The organism is Geodermatophilus sp. SYSU D00663 (assembly GCF_054050655.1).
In genome coordinates this window covers 180,782-199,471 of the sequence record NZ_JBJGZT010000003.1, presented here as the reverse complement: position 1 = coordinate 199,471, position 18,690 = coordinate 180,782, and the positions used below count along the sequence as shown (strand labels likewise).

14 protein-coding genes, 1 tRNA gene and 1 pseudogene are annotated in these 18,690 nt (G+C 76.5%); 14 read left to right on the top strand and 2 right to left on the bottom strand.

Annotation, left to right across the window (positions count from 1 at the left end; genetic code table 11):
* Nucleotides 1-212: 212 nt before the first annotated feature.
* The 3 genes and pseudogenes from ACI79Z_RS03865 to ACI79Z_RS03855 form a co-directional block, all read left to right on the top strand.
* Entirely contained in the window at nt 213-464 is a 252-nt protein-coding gene (locus ACI79Z_RS03865; RefSeq protein ID WP_387987272.1) for a DUF4244 domain-containing protein, read from the top strand.
* Between the two features lie 44 nt (nt 465-508).
* Nucleotides 509-841 (top strand): TadE family type IV pilus minor pilin, encoded by a 333-nt coding sequence (locus ACI79Z_RS03860; RefSeq protein WP_387987271.1) that lies wholly within the window; start codon nt 509-511, stop codon nt 839-841.
* A pseudogene (locus ACI79Z_RS03855) lies at nt 838-1,167 on the top strand (Rv3654c family TadE-like protein); the annotation flags it as partial. The gene ACI79Z_RS03860 and the pseudogene ACI79Z_RS03855, both read left to right, overlap by 4 nt.
* Before the next feature lie 27 nt (nt 1,168-1,194).
* On the opposite strand, the gene ACI79Z_RS03850 reads toward ACI79Z_RS03855, so the two are convergent.
* Nucleotides 1,195-3,876 (bottom strand): DEAD/DEAH box helicase, encoded by a 2,682-nt coding sequence (locus ACI79Z_RS03850; RefSeq protein ID WP_456901739.1) that lies wholly within the window; start codon nt 3,874-3,876, stop codon nt 1,195-1,197.
* Between the two features lie 234 nt (nt 3,877-4,110).
* Between ACI79Z_RS03850 and ACI79Z_RS03845 the strand changes: the two genes are divergently transcribed.
* The 5 genes from ACI79Z_RS03845 to ACI79Z_RS03825 all read left to right on the top strand — a co-directional run bounded on the left by ACI79Z_RS03845 (nt 4,111) and on the right by ACI79Z_RS03825 (nt 12,304).
* Entirely contained in the window at nt 4,111-6,366 is a 2,256-nt protein-coding gene (locus ACI79Z_RS03845) for a sodium-translocating pyrophosphatase (protein ID WP_456901738.1), read from the top strand.
* 166 nt (nt 6,367-6,532) lie between these two features.
* On the top strand, nt 6,533-6,856 hold the full coding sequence (locus ACI79Z_RS03840; RefSeq protein ID WP_456901737.1) for a hypothetical protein: 324 nt from the start codon (nt 6,533-6,535) through the stop codon (nt 6,854-6,856).
* Complete coding sequence (locus ACI79Z_RS03835; protein ID WP_456901736.1) at nt 6,853-8,421, top strand: alpha/beta hydrolase; 1,569 nt, start codon at nt 6,853-6,855, stop codon at nt 8,419-8,421. The genes ACI79Z_RS03840 and ACI79Z_RS03835 overlap by 4 nt, the downstream gene beginning before the upstream one ends.
* A 200-nt stretch (nt 8,422-8,621) precedes the next feature.
* The gene (topA, locus tag ACI79Z_RS03830; protein ID WP_456901735.1) at nt 8,622-11,534 is read left to right on the top strand and encodes a type I DNA topoisomerase; all 2,913 of its coding nucleotides are present in this window, start codon (nt 8,622-8,624) and stop codon (nt 11,532-11,534) included.
* Nucleotides 11,535-11,536: 2 nt separating this feature from the next.
* On the top strand, nt 11,537-12,304 hold the full coding sequence (locus ACI79Z_RS03825) for a class I SAM-dependent methyltransferase (RefSeq protein WP_456901734.1): 768 nt from the start codon (nt 11,537-11,539) through the stop codon (nt 12,302-12,304).
* On the opposite strand, the gene ACI79Z_RS03820 is transcribed toward ACI79Z_RS03825, so the two are convergent.
* The gene (locus ACI79Z_RS03820; protein ID WP_456901733.1) at nt 12,291-13,085 is read right to left on the bottom strand and encodes a trans-aconitate 2-methyltransferase; all 795 of its coding nucleotides are present in this window, start codon (nt 13,083-13,085) and stop codon (nt 12,291-12,293) included. The two genes, ACI79Z_RS03825 and ACI79Z_RS03820, sit on opposite strands and share 14 nt — an antisense overlap.
* 89 nt (nt 13,086-13,174) lie before the next feature.
* Here ACI79Z_RS03820 and tmk point away from each other — a divergent pair, with 89 nt between their 5' ends.
* From tmk to ACI79Z_RS03790, 6 genes are all read left to right on the top strand, one after another.
* Entirely contained in the window at nt 13,175-13,831 is a 657-nt protein-coding gene (tmk, locus tag ACI79Z_RS03815; RefSeq protein ID WP_387987507.1) for a dTMP kinase, read from the top strand.
* Complete coding sequence (locus ACI79Z_RS03810) at nt 13,828-15,000, top strand: DNA polymerase III subunit delta' (RefSeq protein WP_456901732.1); 1,173 nt, start codon at nt 13,828-13,830, stop codon at nt 14,998-15,000. Before tmk ends, ACI79Z_RS03810 begins: the two co-directional genes overlap by 4 nt.
* Before the next feature lie 57 nt (nt 15,001-15,057).
* A tRNA-Thr gene (locus tag ACI79Z_RS03805) sits at nt 15,058-15,130 on the top strand.
* A gap of 83 nt (nt 15,131-15,213) precedes the next feature.
* Nucleotides 15,214-15,660: a helix-turn-helix transcriptional regulator gene (locus tag ACI79Z_RS03800; RefSeq protein WP_387987255.1), complete on the top strand. Its 447-nt coding sequence runs from the start codon at nt 15,214-15,216 to the stop codon at nt 15,658-15,660.
* A 5-nt stretch (nt 15,661-15,665) separates the two neighbouring features.
* On the top strand, nt 15,666-16,076 hold the full coding sequence (locus ACI79Z_RS03795; protein ID WP_387987253.1) for a VOC family protein: 411 nt from the start codon (nt 15,666-15,668) through the stop codon (nt 16,074-16,076).
* 133 nt (nt 16,077-16,209) lie between these two features.
* Complete coding sequence (locus ACI79Z_RS03790) at nt 16,210-18,597, top strand: ATP-binding cassette domain-containing protein (RefSeq protein WP_456901731.1); 2,388 nt, start codon at nt 16,210-16,212, stop codon at nt 18,595-18,597.
* The last annotated feature ends 93 nt before the right edge of the window (nt 18,598-18,690 follow it).

The following is an 18,690-nucleotide window of genomic DNA, read 5'->3' as shown; positions in this document are numbered from 1 at the left end:
CCTCCCGGCCTGCCGGTGACGCGTCCGCGCCACCTCCTCGCTGATTCGGCATCTGCCGGCACCACCTGAAGCGGAAGCGCCGACACCCGCCGCAGCGCCGTCCACAGGCGGCCCGCCGTCCACAGCCTGCGGGTGGACGCCGGCGGGAGCGCCCGGCGCGGCGAGGGTCGGGGCGCGCCCCGCGACCGGGGCCCCCGACCCGAGGAGGAGCCGTGACCACCGACCACCCGCCCGCCGAGGACCCGACCGAGCAGACTCCCGCGGGACGCGGCCGGCGAGGGCTCGCCCGCCGCTGGGCCCGGGTCCGCGCGACCGCCGAGGCGGGCATGAGCACCGCCGAGTACGCCGTCGGCACGGTCGCGGCCTGCGCCTTCGCCGCGGTCCTCTACCGCGTGGTGACGGGGGGCTCGGTCGTCAGCGCGCTCGGTGACCTGGTCGAGTCCGCGCTCGGCGCCCTCTCCTGACCGTGCGCCGCCGCACGGTGTCCCCGGACCGGCGGGAGGCCGGGATGGTCACCGCCGAGGCCGCCGTCGTGCTGCCCGTGCTGGTGCTCGTGCTCGCGGCCGTCGTCTCCGCCGTCGTCGTGGTCGGCGCGCACCTGCGCTGCGTGGACGCCGCGCGGGAGGGCGCCCGGGCCGCCGCCCGCGGGGAGGACGCGGCGCAGGTCCGAGCGCTCGCCGCCCGGGTGGCGCCGGACGGGGCGGTGACCGCGGTGGTCGTCGCGGGGGAGGAGGTCCGGGTCACCGTCGGCGCGTCGGTGGCTCCGCTGGGCGTCGGCCCGGCCGTCGGGGTCGGGGCGAGCGCGGTCGCCCGGCTGGAGCCCGGGGTGGCCGCGGGGTGAGCGGGCGGGAGCGGGGCTCGGCGACGGTGTGGACGGTGGCTCTGGCCGGCGTACTCGCGCTCGTCGGGCTGGCCGCGGTCCTCGTCGGCGCGGCGGCGGTCGCCCGCCACCGCGCCGGGTCCGCGGCCGACCTCGCCGCGCTCGCCGCCGCCGCGCGGGCGGTCAGCGGGGACCCGGCCGTGTGCGCGGCCGCCGCCGAGGTGGCACGGGCCAACGGCGCGGACCTGGTCGCCTGCACGGTCGGGGACGGCGCGGTCGTCGACGTCCGGGTGGCGGTCACCGTCCCGCTCGGCCCGCTGGGCGCCCGCCGCGCCGAGGCGGTCGCCCGCGCCGGGCCGGCCCCGCCCGCGGGTTCAGAAGACGAGGCCGTCCTCGACGTGGCCGGCGCCGGCGTCCGCGGCGGGTCCGTCGGCGTCCGGCTCCGCGGCGGGCTCGGGCCGGGGAGCGGCCCGCCCGGTGCCCGGCCGCCGCAGCAGCCCCCGGACCGGGCCGGTCGGCACCACGTGCGCGGTGCCCTCGACGTCGGACTCCTCCACGTCGTCGGCGTCCGCGGTGTCCTCGGCCGCGGCCAGCTCGTCGAGCACGACGTCGAGCACGCGCACGGCGCCGGCCTTGTCCAGCGGGTCGTTGCCGTTGCCGCACTTGGGCGACTGCACGCAGGAGGGACAGCCGCTCTCGCACTCACAGCTGGCGACGGTGGCGCGGGTGGCCCGCAGCCAGCGTCGCAGCGCCGCGAAGCCCCGCTCGGCGAAGCCCGCGCCACCGGGGTGCCCGTCGTAGACGAACACCGTCGCGGTCCCGGTGTCCGGGTGCAGCGCGGTGGACAGCCCGCCGAGGTCCCACCGGTCGCAGGTGGCCAGCAGCGGCAGGATGCCGATCGCCGCGTGCTCGGCCGCGTGCAGCGACCCGGGCAACGCCAGGTCGTCCACCTCGGCGCGGGCGACCGCGTCGGCGTCGAGGGTCAGCCACACCGCCCGGGTGCGCAGCTGGCGCGGCGGCAGGTCCAGCGGGAACTCGGCGAGCACCTCGCCGGTGCCGGCCCGCCGGCGCTGGTAGGCCACGACCTGGTTGGTCACGTCCACGACGCCGGTGTGCGCGGTGACCGTGCCCAGCCGCCGGGTGCGCTCGACGTCCACGACCGACAGGTCGGTGACGTCGCGGGCCACGGTGGTCCACTCCGGGCTCTCGGCGTGCACGACGGCGCAGGCGTCCTCGGGGTCGAACTCGTCGACGACGAAGGTCTCCCCGCGGTGCACGTACAGCGCGCCGGTGTGCACGGTGGAGTGCGCCGCCCCGCCGTCCACGGTGCCCAGCAGCCGGCCGGTGTCGCCCTCGATGATCGCCACCGGCTCGCCGCCGCTGCCCCGGATGTCGACCTCGGGGCGCCCGCGCCCGGCCCAGTACCAGCCGGCCGGGCGCCGCCGCAGGTCGCCGGCGGCGACGAGCTCCTCCAGCCGCGCCTCGGCCACCGGGCCGCCGAAGTCGGGCAGGTCCTCGGGGGTCAGCGGCAGCTCGGCCGCCGCGGAGCACAGCTGCGGCCCCAGCACGTAGGGGTTGGCGGGGTCGGTGACGGTCGCCTCGACCGGCCGGCCGAAGACCGCGCGGGGGTGGTGGGCCAGGTAGTGGTCCAGCGGGTCGTCGCGGGCCACGAACACGACCAGCGACTCGCGCTGCGCCCGCCCGGCGCGGCCGGCCTGCTGCCAGAGGGAGGCCAGCGTGCCGGGGTAGCCGGCGAGCACCACGGCGTCGAGACCGGCGATGTCGATTCCGAGCTCGAGGGCGTTGGTGGTGGCCACGCCGAGCAGCTCGCCGGCGGACAGCGCCCGCTCCAGCTCGCGCCGCTCCTCGGGCAGGTAGCCGCCGCGGTAGGAGTCCACGCGGCGCACCAGGTCGCTGCGGCCCCGGTCGGCCAGCAGCCGGCGGGCCTGCTCGGCCACCGACTCGGCGCTGCGCCGGGACCGGACGAACGCCAGCGTCCGCGCGCCGCGCTCGACCAGGTCGGCCAGCAGCCCGGCGGTGTCCGCGGCGGCCGACCGGCGCAGCGGCGCCCCGTGCTCGCCGGTCTGCTCGGTGAGCGGGGGCTCCCACAGCGCGAAGGTCGCGCCCGGGCGGGGGGAGCCGTCGTCGGTCACGGCCACGACCGGCGCCCCGACCAGCCGGCCGGCCGCCGCGGCCGGCTCGGCCACGGTCGCCGAGGCCAGCACGAACACCGGGTCGGCGCCGTAGCGGCGGCAGATGCGGCGCAGCCGGCGCAGCACGTGCCCGACGTGCGAGCCGAAGACCCCGCGGTAGGCGTGGCACTCGTCGACGACGACGTAGGCCAGCCGGCGCAGCGTCGAGGACCAGCGCTGGTGGGCCGGCAGCACGCCGCGGTGCAGCATGTCCGGGTTGGTGACGATCCACCGCGAGTGCCGGCGCACCCAGTCGCGCTCCTCGGCGGGGGTGTCGCCGTCGTAGGCGGCCGGCCGCACCGACGGGTCGGCGAGCGCGGCGACCGAGGCCAGCTGGTCGCGGGCCAGCGCCTTGGTCGGCGCGAGGTAGAGGACGCAGGCGCGCGGGTCCTCGGCCAGGCGGGTCAGCGCGGGCAGCTGGTAGGCCAGCGACTTGCCCGACGCGGTGCCGGTGGCCACCACCACCGAGGTGCCGTCGTGGGCGAGCTGGGCGGCCTCCACCTGGTGCCGCCACGGCTCGCGGACGCCCTGCTGCTCCAGCCGCTCCCGCAGGCCCGGCTCGACCCACTCCGGCCAGGGCAGGGTCCGGCTCTCCCGCACCGCCAGCCGGTGCACGTGGGTGACCGGGGACTCCTCCTCCGGGGTGCCGGCCAGCAGGTCCGCGAGCAGCTCGGCACCGGGCGGCACGACGTCCGGGGACCCGGCGCTCGCGGAGTTCGCGGACCCGTGCGCGGCGGCCGAGCCGTGGACCGGCGTGCCCTCCACCGCGGTGCCCTCCCCGGCGGTGCCCGGCGCCTCGCCCCCCGAGGACCCTCCGCGGCCGGGTGGGGGAGCAACCGGCCGGACCGGGTGGAGCGTGGTCACCCCTCCACTGTCACACCCGGGGGCAACCCGCCCCTCGTCCCGGGGAGAGGAGCGACCCTCCGCCCACCTGCGGTCACGCCCTGCGCCCACACCGGTTCCGGGGAGGGGGCAGACCGCGGAGTGTGATTCCGCTTACACTCGCGCCTCGTCTCCGGGCGGTCCCGCCCGCCGACGTGCTCTCCGCCGACCGGGGACGCGAGCCGCCCGTCGGCAGCCGACCGCTGGGAGGTACCGATGCCGGACAATGATCTCTCCGGCGGGGACGTCGTCCTCGTGACGGCAGCCCTCGTCGTCTCGCTGGTTGCACTGGTGTTCGCGTGGTCCCTCGTGCGCGCGGTCCTGAGCGCCGATCAGGGCACCACCCGCATGCAGGACATCGCCCGGGCCGTGCAGGAGGGCGCCGGGGCCTATCTGCGGCGGCAGTTCCGCACCCTCGGCGTCTTCGCCGTGATCGTCTTCCTGCTCCTGCTCGTCCTGCCGGTCCACGACGGCGGCTGGGGCACGCGCATCGGCCGGGCGGTGTTCTTCCTCGTCGGTGCCCTGTTCTCCGCGACGGTCGGCTTCATCGGCATGACGCTGGCCACGCGCGGCAACGTCCGGGTCGCGGCCGCCGCCCGCACCGGCGGCTACCGGCCGGCCTTCCGCATCGCGTACCGCACCGGCGGGGTCTGCGGGATGATCACCGTCGGCCTGGGCCTGTTCGGCGCGTCGCTGGCACTGCTCCTGTTCGACGAGACCGCCCCCGTCGTCCTCGAGGGCTTCGGGTTCGGCGGCGCGCTCCTCGCCATGTTCATGCGCGTCGGCGGCGGCATCTTCACCAAGGCCGCCGACGTCGGCGCCGACCTCGTCGGCAAGGTCGAGGCCGGCATCCCCGAGGACGACCCGCGCAACGCCGCCACCATCGCCGACAACGTGGGCGACAACGTCGGCGACTGCGCCGGCATGGCCGCCGACCTCTTCGAGTCCTACGCGGTGACCCTCGTGGCCGCGCTGATCCTCGGGCAGGTCTTCTTCGGCGCGGTCGGCATGGTGTTCCCGCTCGTCGTCGCCGCGATCGGCGTGCTCGCCTCCGTGGTCGGCATCCTCGCCAGCAACCCGGGCAAGGGCGACGCCAGCGGCCTGGCCCCGATCAACCGCGGCTTCTTCACCTCCGCGGTCGTCTCCCTCGTCCTCGTCGCCGCCGCGGCCTTCACCGTGCTGCCGAGCGTCGCCGACGTCCCCGACTCGGTGGTCAACCCGCAGGTGCTCGGCTTCGTGTCCGTCCTGGTCGGGATCGTGCTCGCCGCCGCCATCCAGCAGCTCACCGGCTACTTCACCGAGACCAGCCGCAAGCCCGTCCGCGACGTCGGCCAGAGCTCGCTCACCGGCCCCGCGACCGTGGTGCTCTCCGGCATCTCGCTGGGCCTGGAGTCGGCCGTCTACGCCGCCCTGCTCATCGGCGCCGCCGTCTACGGCGCCTTCCTCATCGGCGGCGGCGCGGCGCTGTACGCCGTCGCCCTGGCCGGGTGCGGGCTGCTCACCACCGCCGGCGTGATCGTGTCGATGGACACCTTCGGCCCGGTCAGCGACAACGCGCAGGGCATCGCCGAGATGTCCGGCGACATCGACGACGACGGCGCCCGGGTGCTCACCGACCTCGACGCCGTCGGCAACACCACCAAGGCCATCACCAAGGGCATCGCGATCGCGACCGCCGTGCTGGCCGCCACCGCCCTGTTCGGCTCCTACAACGAACAGGTCCGCGCCGCGCTCGACGGCGTCGACCTCGGGCAGGCGTTCAGCCTGGTCGAGCCGGACAACGTCGTCGGCGCGGTCATCGGCGCGGCGGTGGTGTTCCTCTTCTCCGGGCTGGCGATCAACGCCGTGTCCCGCGCCGCCGGGCGGGTGGTGTTCGAGGTCCGCGAGCAGTTCCGCACCCGCCCCGGGATCATGGACTTCTCCGAGCGGCCGGACTACTCCGCCGTCGTGGACATCTGCACCAAGGACTCGCTGCGCGAGCTGGCCACCCCCGGGCTGCTGGCGGTGCTGGCCCCGGTGGCGGTCGGGTTCGGCCTCGGCTTCGGCCCGCTGGCGGCCTACCTGGTCGGCGCGATCGCGGCCGGCACGCTCATGGCGGTCTTCCTCGCCAACTCCGGCGGGGCCTGGGACAACGCCAAGAAGATGGTCGAGGACGGCGCCTACGGCGGGAAGGGCAGCGAGGCGCACGCGGCCACCGTCATCGGCGACACCGTGGGCGACCCGTTCAAGGACACCGCGGGCCCGGCGATCAACCCGCTGATCAAGGTGATGAACCTGGTGGCGCTGCTCATCGCGCCGGCGGTCGTCGGCCTGCAGGTCGGGGAGGACGCCAACACCACGGTGCGGCTGCTCATCGCGGGCGCCGCGACGCTGGTGGTCGTCGCCGCCGTGGTGGTGTCCAAGCGCCGCTCGGTCGTCGTCGGCGGCACTGCCGGGGAGCCGGCCGGCACGCTGACCACGTCCGCTCCCTGAGACCACCCCGCGAGCCTCCCGACCGGCCCGGCCGGGCGGGAGGCCGCGGCGGCGGTCTGTGGACGGGGAGCCGGCTGTGGACGACGCGGCCGGTCCCGCCGCAGGGCCGTCCTAGCGTCCGCGGCGCCGGACCCACCCGGGTCCGGCGCCGACGCCGGGAGGGCCGTTGTCCGTAGCCATCGCCATCCAGCTCGACGCCGTCCATGCGCTCGGTGAGGAGCTCACCGCCCTGGCCGCCGAGCTGTCCTCCGACGCCGACCTGTGCGCCTCGACCGCGGTCTCGCTGGCGACGGCGGCGCCGGGCGGGGTGTCCGACCGGGCCGGGACGACCGGGCGGATGTGGGCCGCGCTCGTCGCCGACCTCGTCTCCGGGACCGACGCCGCGGCCACCGCCCTGCTCGACGCGGTGCGGTCCTACCGGCTGGCCGACGCCGCGGTCTCCGACCGGCTGCTGGCGGCGCGGGCGGCGCTGCCCGTGGGCGCCCGGTGAGCGCCCCGGGCCTCGCGGCCGTCGCCGGGTGGGACGTCGCCCTCCTCGACGGCGCCGTCTGGACGCTCGAGGCGGTGACCGAGCGGCTGCCGCGGTGGCGCGCCCGGACGGAGGCGGTCGCCCGCGCCCTGGAGGCCGCCGAGTGCTGGTCCGGCGACGCGGGACGGGCCGCCGCGGGAGCGCTGGGGGAGGTGTCCGCGGTCGTCACGGCGGTGACCACCGCCCTCGGCGCGTCGCTGGACCGGCTGCAGGACACCGCCCGGGAGGCGCGCACCGCGCAGGACCTGGCCGAGCGGGCGCTGGCCGAGGCCGCCGCCCACGGCGTGACCCTCGACGAGGCCGGCGGGGTCGTCCTCCCGGCGCCGGCCGCACCGCCGCCCGGCGCGACGCCGGAGGCGCTGGCCGGACACCACGACGCGATCGCCGAGCAGGCCGCCGCGGCCGAGCGGGTCGCCGGGCTGGCGGCCGACGCCCTCCGTGCGGCGGCCCGCGCCGCCGCCTGCGCGGCCGACTCCGCAGCGCCGCTGGGCGGGATCGGAGGGGCCGGGGGAGTCGTGCCCCCGGACTACGCCGGCCTCGCGGCGGCCGTCGCCGCGGACGGGGTCTGGATCCCCTCGTGCCTGCCGGTGCGGGGGACGTCGCCGGAGGCGGTGGCGGCCTGGTGGGCGGGGCTGTCCACCCGGGCGCGCGAGCTGGTGACCTCGGTGGACCCCCGGCTCGTCGGGAACCTGGACGGCCTGCCGGCCTGGGCGCGGGACCGGGCGAACCGGCTGGTGCTCGAGCGGGCGCTGGCCGACCCGTCCGGGGACACGGAGGAGACCGCGCGGGCGGTGGCGGCCGAACTGGCGCGCGCGGAGGCGGCCGGCCGCCCGGTGCAGCTGTGGAGTCTCGACCTCGACGACCACCTGGCGGCCGTGGTCCACGGCGACCTCGACACCGCTGACGACGTCGCGGTGTACGTGCCCGGCGTCGGCAACGACGTCGACGACCTCGGCGGCCTGGGCGCCGACGCGCGGGCGGTCGCCGACGCGACCCGGGCCGCCGCCCCCGCCGCCTCGGTGGCCACGGTCGCCTGGCTGGGCTACCGCCCGCCGGGCAACGTCGTGTTCCCGACGGCGTGGGGTGAGGGCCGGGCGGCGACCGGCGGGCGGGCCCTGGCCGACGACCTGGCCGGGCTGGCGGCGGCGCGGGCGGCCGACCCCGTCCGGGGCGGCGAGCCGCCCCAGGTCACCGTCGTCGCGCACAGCTACGGGACCGTCGTGGTCGACCGCGCCGCGGAGGAGCCCGGGCGGTTGGCGGCCGACGCGGTGGTCCTCCTCGGCAGTCCCGGGATGGACGGCCCGGCGTCGGACCTGGAGGTGGCGGAGGTCCACGAGGCCTCGCCGTCCCTGGACCTCGTCACCTGGCCGCTCGACGTCCACGGCGCGAACACCGGCGACGACGACTTCGGGGCGACGCCGCTGCCGGCCGACTGGGACACCTGGCACACCTGGTACCTCGACCCCGGCCGGCCGACCCTCGCGGGGGTCGGGGAGGTGGTCGCCGGGGTCCAGGAGGGCGACTGAGCGGCCGGAACCCGCCCGGGGGAGGCCGGGAACAGCGGTGCCGCTGCACCGTTGGAGGCGGTGACGGCGCGCCCGCGCGCAGTCGCCGGCCGGTCGCGTTCCGGCGTCGTGGCCTACCGTGGCCCGCCGAGGGGGCGCACCGCGTGACGACGAGACCGCACACCGCGCTGCCGCGACCAGCACCACCCGACAGGAGCACCGTGCCCACGAAGACCGCGAAGAACGGCCAGACCGCCGCCACGACCGCCGGCGGCACCAGCACGCCCGCCCGCCGCCGGGCCGCTGCTGCGGGGGGCGGCCGCCCGCTGGTCATCGTGGAGTCGCCGACCAAGGCCGGGAAGATCGCCGGCTACCTCGGCAACGGCTACGTCGTCGAGGCCAGCGTCGGGCACATCCGCGACCTCCCGCGCAACGCCGCCGACGTCCCGGCCGAGCACAAGGGCGCCCCGTGGGCCCGCCTGGGCGTCGACGTCGACAACGCTTTCGAGCCGCTCTACGTCATCAGCCCCGACCGCAAGCAGCAGGTCAGCCGGCTCAAGCAGCTGGTCAAGGACGCCAGTGAGGTCTACCTCGCGACGGACGAGGACCGCGAGGGCGAGGCCATCGCCTGGCACCTGGTCGACACCCTCAAGCCGCGGGTCCCGGTCCGCCGGATGGTCTTCCACGAGATCACCCCCGAGGCGATCGCCCGCGCCGTGGCCAACCCCCGCGAGCTGGACACCGCGCTGGTCGACGCGCAGGAGACCCGCCGCATCCTCGACCGGCTCTACGGCTACGAGGTCAGCCCGGTCCTCTGGAAGAAGGTCCTGCCCCGGCTGTCGGCCGGCCGCGTGCAGTCGGTGGCCACCCGCATCGTCGTCGAGCGGGAGCGCGAGCGGATGGCGTTCACCGCCGCCGACTACTGGTCCCTCGACGGCGTCTTCGCCGTCCCCGGCCGGGCCGGCGCCGACGCGGGCGAGCCGACGACGCTGCGCGCCCGCCTGGTCAGCGTCGACGACAGCCGCGTGGCCACCGGCCGCGACTTCGACCCCGCCACCGGGCAGGTGACCGGCGACGTCGTCCACCTCGACGAGGCCGGCGCCCGGGGCCTGGCCGCCCGGCTCGAGGGCCGGCAGGTCACGGTCAGCCGGGTCGACGAGAAGCCCTACCGGCGCCGCCCCTACGCGCCGTTCACCACCTCCACGCTGCAGATGGAGGCCGGCCGCAAGCTCGGCTGGTCCTCGGCGCAGGTCATGCGGGTGGCCCAGCGGCTGTACGAGAACGGCCACATCACCTACATGCGGACCGACTCGACCAACCTCTCCAACGAGGCGATCAACGCCGCCCGCACCCAGGCCCGCGAGCTCTACGGCGACGCCTACGTCCCCGCCGAGGCCCGCCGCTACAGCAAGAAGGCCAAGGGCGCGCAGGAGGCGCACGAGGCGATCCGCCCCGCCGGCGACTCCTTCCGCACCCCCGGCCAGCTCGCCGGGCAGCTCGCCCGCGACGAGTTCCGCCTCTACGAGCTCATCTGGCAGCGCACCGTCGCCTCGCAGATGGCGGACGCCGTCGGGCAGACCGTGAGCATCCGGCTGGCCGGCCGCAGCACCACCGACGAGCGGGTCGAGTTCACCGCCAGCGGCCGCACGATCACCTTCCCCGGGTTCCTGCGCGCCTACGTCGAGTCCCGCGACGAGGGCGCCGCGACCGGCGACGACGAGCACGGCAGCGACGACGCCGAGCGGCGGCTGCCCCGGGTCGAGCGCGGCCAGCAGCTCGACACGCAGTCGCTGGAGCCCAAGGGCCACACGACGACCCCGCCGTCGCGCTACACCGAGCCCAGCCTGGTCGCCCGGCTCGAGGAGCTGGGCATCGGCCGTCCCTCGACCTACGCGTCGATCATGCAGACGATCCAGGACCGCGGGTACGTGTGGAAGAAGGGCTCCGCGCTGGTCCCCTCCTTCACCGCCTTCGCGGTGGTCAACCTGCTCGAGCAGCACTTCGCCGCGCTGGTCGACTACGACTTCACCGCGTCGCTGGAGAACGAGCTCGACGAGATCGCCGCCGGTGAGCTCGGCCGGGTCGACTGGCTGACCGAGTTCTACTTCGGCGGCGAGGGCCGGCACGCCGGCGGCATCGCGGCCTCCGGCGGGCTCAAGCAGGTCATCGGCCAGCAGCTGGAGGAGATCGACGCCCGCGGCGTCAACTCGATCCCGCTGCGGGCGACCGGGCCGGCCGGCGAGCCGGTCGTGGTCCGCGTCGGCCGCTACGGCCCCTACCTGCAGGCCGGCGGCGAGGACGGCCCGCGGGTCAGTCTCCCCGAGGACCTGCCGCCCGACGAGCTGACCAGCGAGAAGGTCGCCGAGCTGCTCGCCGCGCCCTCCAGCGACCGGCAGCTGGGCACCGACCCCGAGTCCGGCCACCCGGTGGTCGTCAAGGCCGGCCGCTACGGCCCCTACGTCACCACCGTGGTCCCCGAGGGCAGCAAGGACAGCCCGCGGACGGCGAGCCTGTTCGCCTCCATGTCCCCGGAGACGGTGACCCTCGAGCAGGCGCTGCAGCTGCTCACCCTGCCCCGCACCGTGGGCACCGCGCCCGACGGCGAGGAGATCCAGGCGCTCAACGGCCGGTACGGGCCCTACCTCAAGAAGGGCAGCGACTCGAGGTCGCTGGAGGACGAGCAGCGGCTGTTCACCGTCACCCTCGACGAGGCGCTGGCCGTGTTCGCCCAGCCCAAGCAGCGGGGCCGGCGGGCCGCGGCCGCGCCGCTCAAGGAGCTCGGTCCCGACCCGGTCACCCAGGGCCAGATCACGGTCCGCGAGGGCCGCTTCGGTCCCTACGTCACCGACGGCGAGACCAACGCCAGCCTGCGCAAGGGCGACGACGTCGAGACCATCTCCCTCGACCGCGCCGCCGAGCTGCTCGCCGACCGCCGCAGCCGGCCCGCCGCCACGAAGAAGAAGGCCGCCAGGAAGGCGACCAAGTCGACGGCGACCAAGTCGACGGCGGCCAAGAAGACGGCGGGCACCAAGGCCACCGCCAAGAAGGCGGCCAAGACGACGGCGGCCAAGACGACGGCGGCCAAGAAGACGGCGGAGAAGGCGACCGCGTCCGACGCCGTCCCCGCGAGCTGAGCGTGACGGCGACCGGCTCGCTCGACCCCGCCGACTGGCAGCAGCGGCGGACGTCGTTCGGGTCGGTCGCCGCCGACTACGCCGCGCTGCGCCCGGGCTACCCGGCCGACGCGGTGGCGTTCCTGCTCGGGGACCGGCCGCGACGGGTGCTCGACCTGGGCGCCGGCACCGGCCTGCTCACCGACGTCCTCGCCGCCGCCGGGCACGAGGTGCTCGCCGTGGACCCGTCGGCGGAGATGCTCGCCCAGCTGCGGGCCCGGCACCCCGGCGTCCCGGCGCAGGTCGGCGGCGCGGAGGCGATCCCGCTGCCCGACGCGAGCGTGGACGCCGTCGTCGCCGGCCAGGCCGCGCACTGGTTCGACCCGGAGCCGGCCGCGGCGGAGCTGCGCCGGGTGCTGCGGCCCGGCGGCGTCGTCGGGTTCGTGTGGAACACCCGCGACGAGACCGTCCCCTGGGTCGCCGCGCTCGGCGCCGCGCTGGCCACCGAGGCCCGCGGGCACGAGGCCGACCAGGGCGTCGTGGCCGCGTTCGCCGCGGCGCTGCCCGCCGACGTCGCCACCGCGCGGTCGCGGATCGTCCAGCGGGTCCCGCCCGAGCAGGTCGTCGGCGGCATCGGCACCCGCAGCTACGTGGCGACGATGGCCCCCGACGCCCGCGCCGCCTTCCTCGGCGGCATCCGCGACCTGCTGGCCACCCACCCGGACACGGCCGGGCGCGACGTCCTCGAGCTGCCCTACCGCACCGACGCCCACCGGCTCACCCCGCGCTGACCGGCCGGGAGCCCACCGCGAACACCCGGCGGAAGGGCAGCACCGTCGTCCCGTCCGGCCGCGCCGGGTAGGCCGCCCGCAGCGCCGCCGCGTACTCGGCGGTGAACGCGGCGGCGTCGGCGTCGTCGAGCAGCGCCAGCACCGGCCGCAGCACCGTGCTGCGCACCCAGCCCAGCACCGGGTCGGCGCCGCGCAGCACGTGCAGGTAGGTGGTCTCCCAGACGTCGGCGGACAGGCCCGCCGCCGTGAGGACGTCGAGGTAGCCCGCCGGGTCGAGCACCGGGTCGGGCGGGGGAGCGGCCGCGGCCAGGCGGGGCGCCCACCGCGGCGCGGCGCACAGCGCCGCGAGCAGCCGGTGGGTCGGGGCGCGGTGGTTGCCGGGCACCTGCAGCGCCAGCCACCCGCCCGGGGCGAGGCCGGCGGCCCACCGCACGAGCAGGTCGGCGTGCCCGGGCACCCAGTGCAGGACGGCGTTGGTGACGACGACGTCGACCGGGCCGTCCGGCCGCCAGTCGCGGACGTCGCCGGGCACGAAGCGCACCCGCCCGGGGACGGCGTGCGCGGCCGCGGCGGCGAGCATCTCCGGGGAGGAGTCGACGCCGGTCACCCGCGCGCCGGGCCAGCGCCGCGCGAGCGAGGCGGTCAGCTCCCCGGTGCCGCAGCCCAGGTCGACGACCTCGCGCGGCCCGTGCGCGGCCACCCGGGCCACGAGGTCGGTGAACGGCCGCGCCCGCTCACCGGCGTGGCGCAGGTACACGGCGGGGTCCCAGGCGGCGCTCACCCGCCGACCGTAGGACCCGGGAGCGTCGTCCCCGGCCGGTACCGTGGACCGGCCGACGCCCACCCTCCACGAGTCCCCGGGAGCCCCCGATCGACGCCTCTGGTCGCCTGCCCGGCCGCGGCCTGTTCGTCGCCTTCGAAGGTGGGGAGGGCGCCGGGAAGTCCACCCAGGTCCGGCGGCTGTTCGACTGGCTGGGCCTCGTCGAGGTGCCGGCCCGGGTGACCCACGAGCCCGGCGGCACGCCGCCCGGCGCCCGCATCCGCGCGCTGCTGCTCGACCCGGCCAGCGCCGGGCTGTCCCCGCGCGCCGAGGCGCTGCTCTACGCCGCCGACCGCGCGCACCACGTCGACACGGTGGTCCGCCCGGCGCTCGAGGCCGGCGAGGTGGTGGTCACCGACCGGTACGTGGACAGCTCGCTGGCCTACCAGGGTGCCGGCCGGGCGCTGGCCCTCGACGAGGTCCGGCGGCTGTCGGCCTGGGCCACCGGCGGCCTGGTGCCCGACCTCACCGTGCTGCTGGACCTGCCGCCCGAGGTGGGCCTGGCGCGCGCCCGCGGCCGCGCCGCCGCCGACCGGCTGGAGTCGGAGTCGGTGGAGTTCCACGAGCGGGTCCGCGCCACCTTCCTCGACCTCGCCGCCGCCGAGCCCGGGCGCTACCTCGTGCTCGACGCGCGGCGCCCCGCCGACGAGCTCGCCACGGCCGTCCGCGAGCGGGTCGGCGCGCTCATGCCGGGGAGGGTGGCGTGAGCACGGCCGACGGCGTCTGGGCGGAGGTCGTCGGCCAGCCGGCGGTGGTCGCGGAGCTCCGGGCCGCCGTCGCGCAGCCCGCGGCGATGACCCACGCCTGGCTGTTCACCGGGCCGCCCGGGTCCGGCCGCTCGGTGGCCGCGCGCGCCTTCGCCGCGGCGCTGCAGTGCCCCGCCGGCGGTGACGGCACCTGCCACGCCTGCCGGACGGTGCTCGCCGGCACCCACGCCGACGTGCAGACCGTCGCCCCCGAGGGCCTGTCGATCGGCGTCGTCGAGGCGCGCGAGCTGGTCCGGCTGGCCGGGCGGGCGCCGTCGCAGGGCCGCTGGCAGGTCGTCGTCGTCGAGGACGCCGACCGCATGACCGAGCAGGCCTCCAACGCCGTGCTCAAGATGATCGAGGAACCGCCCCCGCGGACGGTCTTCCTGCTCTGCGCGCCGAGCCTGCACCCCGAGGACGTGCCGGTCACCATCCGCTCGCGCTGCCGCGTCGTGAGCCTGCGGACGCCGCCGGTCGACGCGGTCGCCGACGTGCTGGTGCGGCGCGACGGGATCGACCCGGCGCTGGCGGCCTGGGCGGCGGCCGCGGCCGGCGGGCACGTCGGGCGGGCCCGGCACCTGGCCCGCGACGAGGACGCGCGGCTGGCCCGCAAGGCCGTGCTCGACGTCCCGCTGTCGCTGGTGTCGCTGGCCGCCTGCCTCACCGCGGCCGACGACCTGGTCAGCGCCGCCAAGGAGGAGTCCGACCGGACCACCGCGGCCCTCGACGACGCGGAGACCGAGGCGGTCAAGGCCAGCCTCGGCGTCGGCGCGCGGGGGCCGGGGGTGGCCGCCGCCCGGGGCGGTGCCGGGGTGCTCAAGGACCTCGAGAAGCGGCAGAAGAGCCGCGCCACACGGCTCGGCCGCGACTCGCTGGACCGCGCGCTGGTCGACCTCGCCGCGCTCTACCGCGACGCGCTGGTGCTCGCCGCCGCGGGGGAGCACTCGCCGGTGCTGTCGCACCCCGACCGGCGGGCCGACGCCGAGGAGCTGGCCCGGCGGATCGGCGCCGAGGGCGCGCTGCGCCGGATCGACGCCGTCCTGGCCTGCCGCACCGCGCTGGAGCAGAACGTGAAGCCGCAGGTCGCCGTCGAGGCGCTCACCGTGGCGCTGCGCCTGCCCACCCCGTGACCGCCGGGCCTGCGCGGGCGCGGCGGACCGGTGTCGTACTCTGGACGCCGCACGCCCGCCGCCTTAGCTCAGTCGGTAGAGCATCTCACTCGTAATGAGAAGGTCGTCGGTTCGATTCCGACAGGCGGCTCACCACCCAGCGGCCCTCCCCTCCCGGGGAGGGCCGCTGCGTCGTCCCTGGGGACCGTGGTCCCGCTCTGGCACGATCCGCCCGTGGCCACCGGACCCGGCGAGCAGCGCCTGCGCGACCTCGCGCGGCTGCGTCGCGTCCGCGACCGGATCGACCGGGAGTACGCCCAGCCGCTCGACGTCGAGGCGCTCGCCCGGGGCGTGCACGTGTCGGCCGGGCACCTCAGCCGCGAGTTCCGCCGCGCCTACGGGGAGTCGCCGTACTCGTACCTGATGACCCGGCGCATCGAGCGGGCGATGGCGCTGCTGCGCCGGGGCGACCTGAGCGTCACCGAGGTCTGCTTCGCCGTCGGCTGCTCGTCGCTGGGCACGTTCAGCACCCGCTTCACCGAGCTGGTCGGCATGCCGCCGAGCACCTACCGGCGCCTCGCGGCCGGGTCCACCGCCGGCATCCCGGCGTGCGTCGCCAAGCAGGTCACCCGACCGGTCAGGAATCGAGAAGCCCCGGTGGGGACGCCGTCCCTAGCGTGACCGCCATGGAGCTCACCATCCACTACACCTTCCTCCCGCACGACGACCCGGAGGCCTCGCTGGCCTTCTACCGCGACACCCTGGGCTTCGAGCTCCGCAACGACGTCGGGTACGGCGGGATGCGCTGGCTGACCGTGGGCCCGCCCGGCCAGCCCGCGACCTCGATCGTCCTGCACCCGCCGGCGGCCGACCCCGGCGTCACCGACGACGAGCGCCGCACCATCACCGAGATGATGGCCAAGGGCACCTACGCCTCCATCGTCCTGGCCACGAAGGACCTCGACGGCGCCTTCGAGCGGCTGCAGGCCGGCGACGCCGAGGTCGTCCAGGAGCCGGCCGAACAGCCCTACGGCGTCCGCGACTTCGCCGTCCGGGACCCCGCGGGCAACCTCGTCCGCGTCCAGGAGGCCGGCTGAGCCGCCCGCCGTCCCGAGAGCACGACGCCCGCCCGGGGCCGGCCGGACGGGCGTCGCCCCGTGCCGGCCGTCACCCCCACCAGGTAGACAGCGAACGCGCCGACGACGGCGGCGCCCACCGGATGGAGAGACGATGAGCACCGCCACCAGCACCGGCCGGCAGGCGTCCGGGTCGCACGCGGCCGACTCCCACGACCGCATCCGCGTGCACGGCGCGCGGGAGAACAACCTCAAGGACGTCAGCGTCGAGCTCCCCAAGCGCCGGCTCACGGTGTTCACCGGCGTCTCCGGCTCGGGCAAGAGCTCGCTGGTGTTCGGCACGATCGCCGCGGAGTCCCAGCGGCTGATCAACGAGACCTACAGCGCCTTCGTGCAGGGCTTCATGCCCACGCTGGCCCGCCCCGACGTCGACGTCCTCGACGGCCTGACGACGGCGATCATCGTCGACCAGGAGCGGATGGGCGCCAACCCGCGCTCCACGGTCGGCACCGCCACCGACGCCAACGCGATGCTGCGCATCCTGTTCAGCCGGCTCGGGCAGCCGCACGTCGGCGGGCCCCAGGCGTTCTCCTTCAACGTCGCCTCGATCAGCGGCGCCGGCGCGGTGAAGGTCGAGCGGGGCGGCCGCGAGGTCAAGGAGCGCCGGGAGTTCAGCATCACCGGCGGCATGTGCCCGCGCTGCGAGGGCATGGGCCGGGTCAACGACATCGACCTGTCCGCCCTCTACGACGAGCGCAAGTCGCTCGAGGAGGGCGCGCTGACCGTCCCCGGCTACAGCATGGACGGCTGGTACGGGCGCATCTTCGCCGGCGCCGGGCTGCCCATGGACAAGCCGATCGCGCAGTTCACGGAGCGGGAGCTGGACACGCTCCTGTACAGCGCGCCGACCAAGATCAAGGTCGAGGGGATCAACCTCACCTACGAGGGCCTCGTCCCCAGGATCCAGAAGTCGATGCTGTCCAAGGACGTCGACGCGATGCAGCCGCACGTCCGCGCCTTCGTCGAGCGGGCGATCACCTTCACGACCTGCCCCGAGTGCGGCGGCTCCCGGCTCAGCGAGGCCGCCCGGTCCTCGAGGATCCGCGGGGCCAGCATCGCCGACCTCTGCGCGATGCAGATCAGCGACCTCGCCGAGTGGGTCCGCGACCTCGACGAGCCCTCGGTGGCCCCGCTGCTCACGGCGCTGCGGGAGACGCTGGACTCCTTCGTCGAGATCGGGCTGGGCTACCTCTCCCTCGACCGCCCCTCGGGCACGCTGTCCGGCGGCGAGGCCCAGCGCACCAAGATGATCCGGCACCTCGGCTCCGCCCTCACCGACGTCACCTACGTCTTCGACGAGCCGACCGTCGGCCTGCACCCGCACGACATCCAGCGGATGAACGACCTGCTGCGGCAGCTGCGGGACAAGGGCAACACCGTGCTCGTCGTCGAGCACAAGCCGGAGGCGATCGCGATCGCCGACCACGTCGTCGACCTCGGCCCCGGGGCCGGCACCGCCGGCGGCGAGGTGGTGTTCGAGGGCACCGTCGAGGGACTGCGGGCCAGCGGCACGCTGACCGGGCGGCACCTGGACGACCGGGCCTCGCTCAAGACGTCGGTGCGCACGCCGACCGGTGCGCTCGAGGTCCGCGGCGCCCGCACGCACAACCTGCAGGGCGTCGACGTCGACATCCCGCTCGGCGTGCTCGTCGTCGTCACCGGGGTGGCCGGGTCGGGCAAGAGCTCGCTGGTCCACGGGTCGGTGGCGGGCCGGCAGGGCGTGGTGACCGTCGACCAGACCGCGATCCGCGGCTCGCGGCGGAGCAACCCGGCCACCTACACCGGGCTGCTGGAGCCCATCCGCAAGGCGTTCGCCAAGGCCAACGGCGTCAAGCCGGCGCTGTTCAGCGCCAACTCCGAGGGCGCCTGCCCCACCTGCAACGGTGCGGGCGTCGTCTACACCGACCTCGGGATGATGGCCGGCGTCGCCACCCCCTGCGAGCAGTGCGAGGGCCGGCGGTTCGACGCCTCGGTGCTCGAGTACCACCTCGGCGGCAAGGACATCAGCGAGGTGCTGGCGATGCCGGTCGCCGAGGCCCGGGAGTTCTTCGAGTCCGGCGAGGCCCGCACGCCCGCCGCGGCGAGGGTCCTCGACCGGCTCGCCGACGTCGGGCTCGGCTACCTCACCCTGGGCCAGCCGCTCACCACGCTGTCCGGCGGCGAGCGGCAGCGGCTCAAGCTGGCCGCCCAGATGGCCGACGAGGGGGCCGTCTACGTGCTCGACGAGCCGACCACCGGCCTGCACCTCGCCGACGTCGAGAACCTGCTCGCCCTCCTCGACCGGCTCGTCGACTCCGGCCGGTCGGTGGTCGTCATCGAGCACCACCAGGCGGTCATGGCGCACGCCGACTGGATCGTCGACCTGGGTCCCGGGGCCGGCCACGACGGCGGCCGGGTCGTCTTCGAGGGCACGCCCGCCGACCTCGTCGCCGCCCGCTCCACCCTCACCGGCGAGCACCTCGCGGCCTACGTCGGCGCCTGACGGGGAGCTCCCCGGCCCCTCTCCTTCGAGGGGGGACCGGGAGCCGCGGACTGAAAAGGGGAACAGGAGCGGTCGATACCTCTCCCGGTCGGT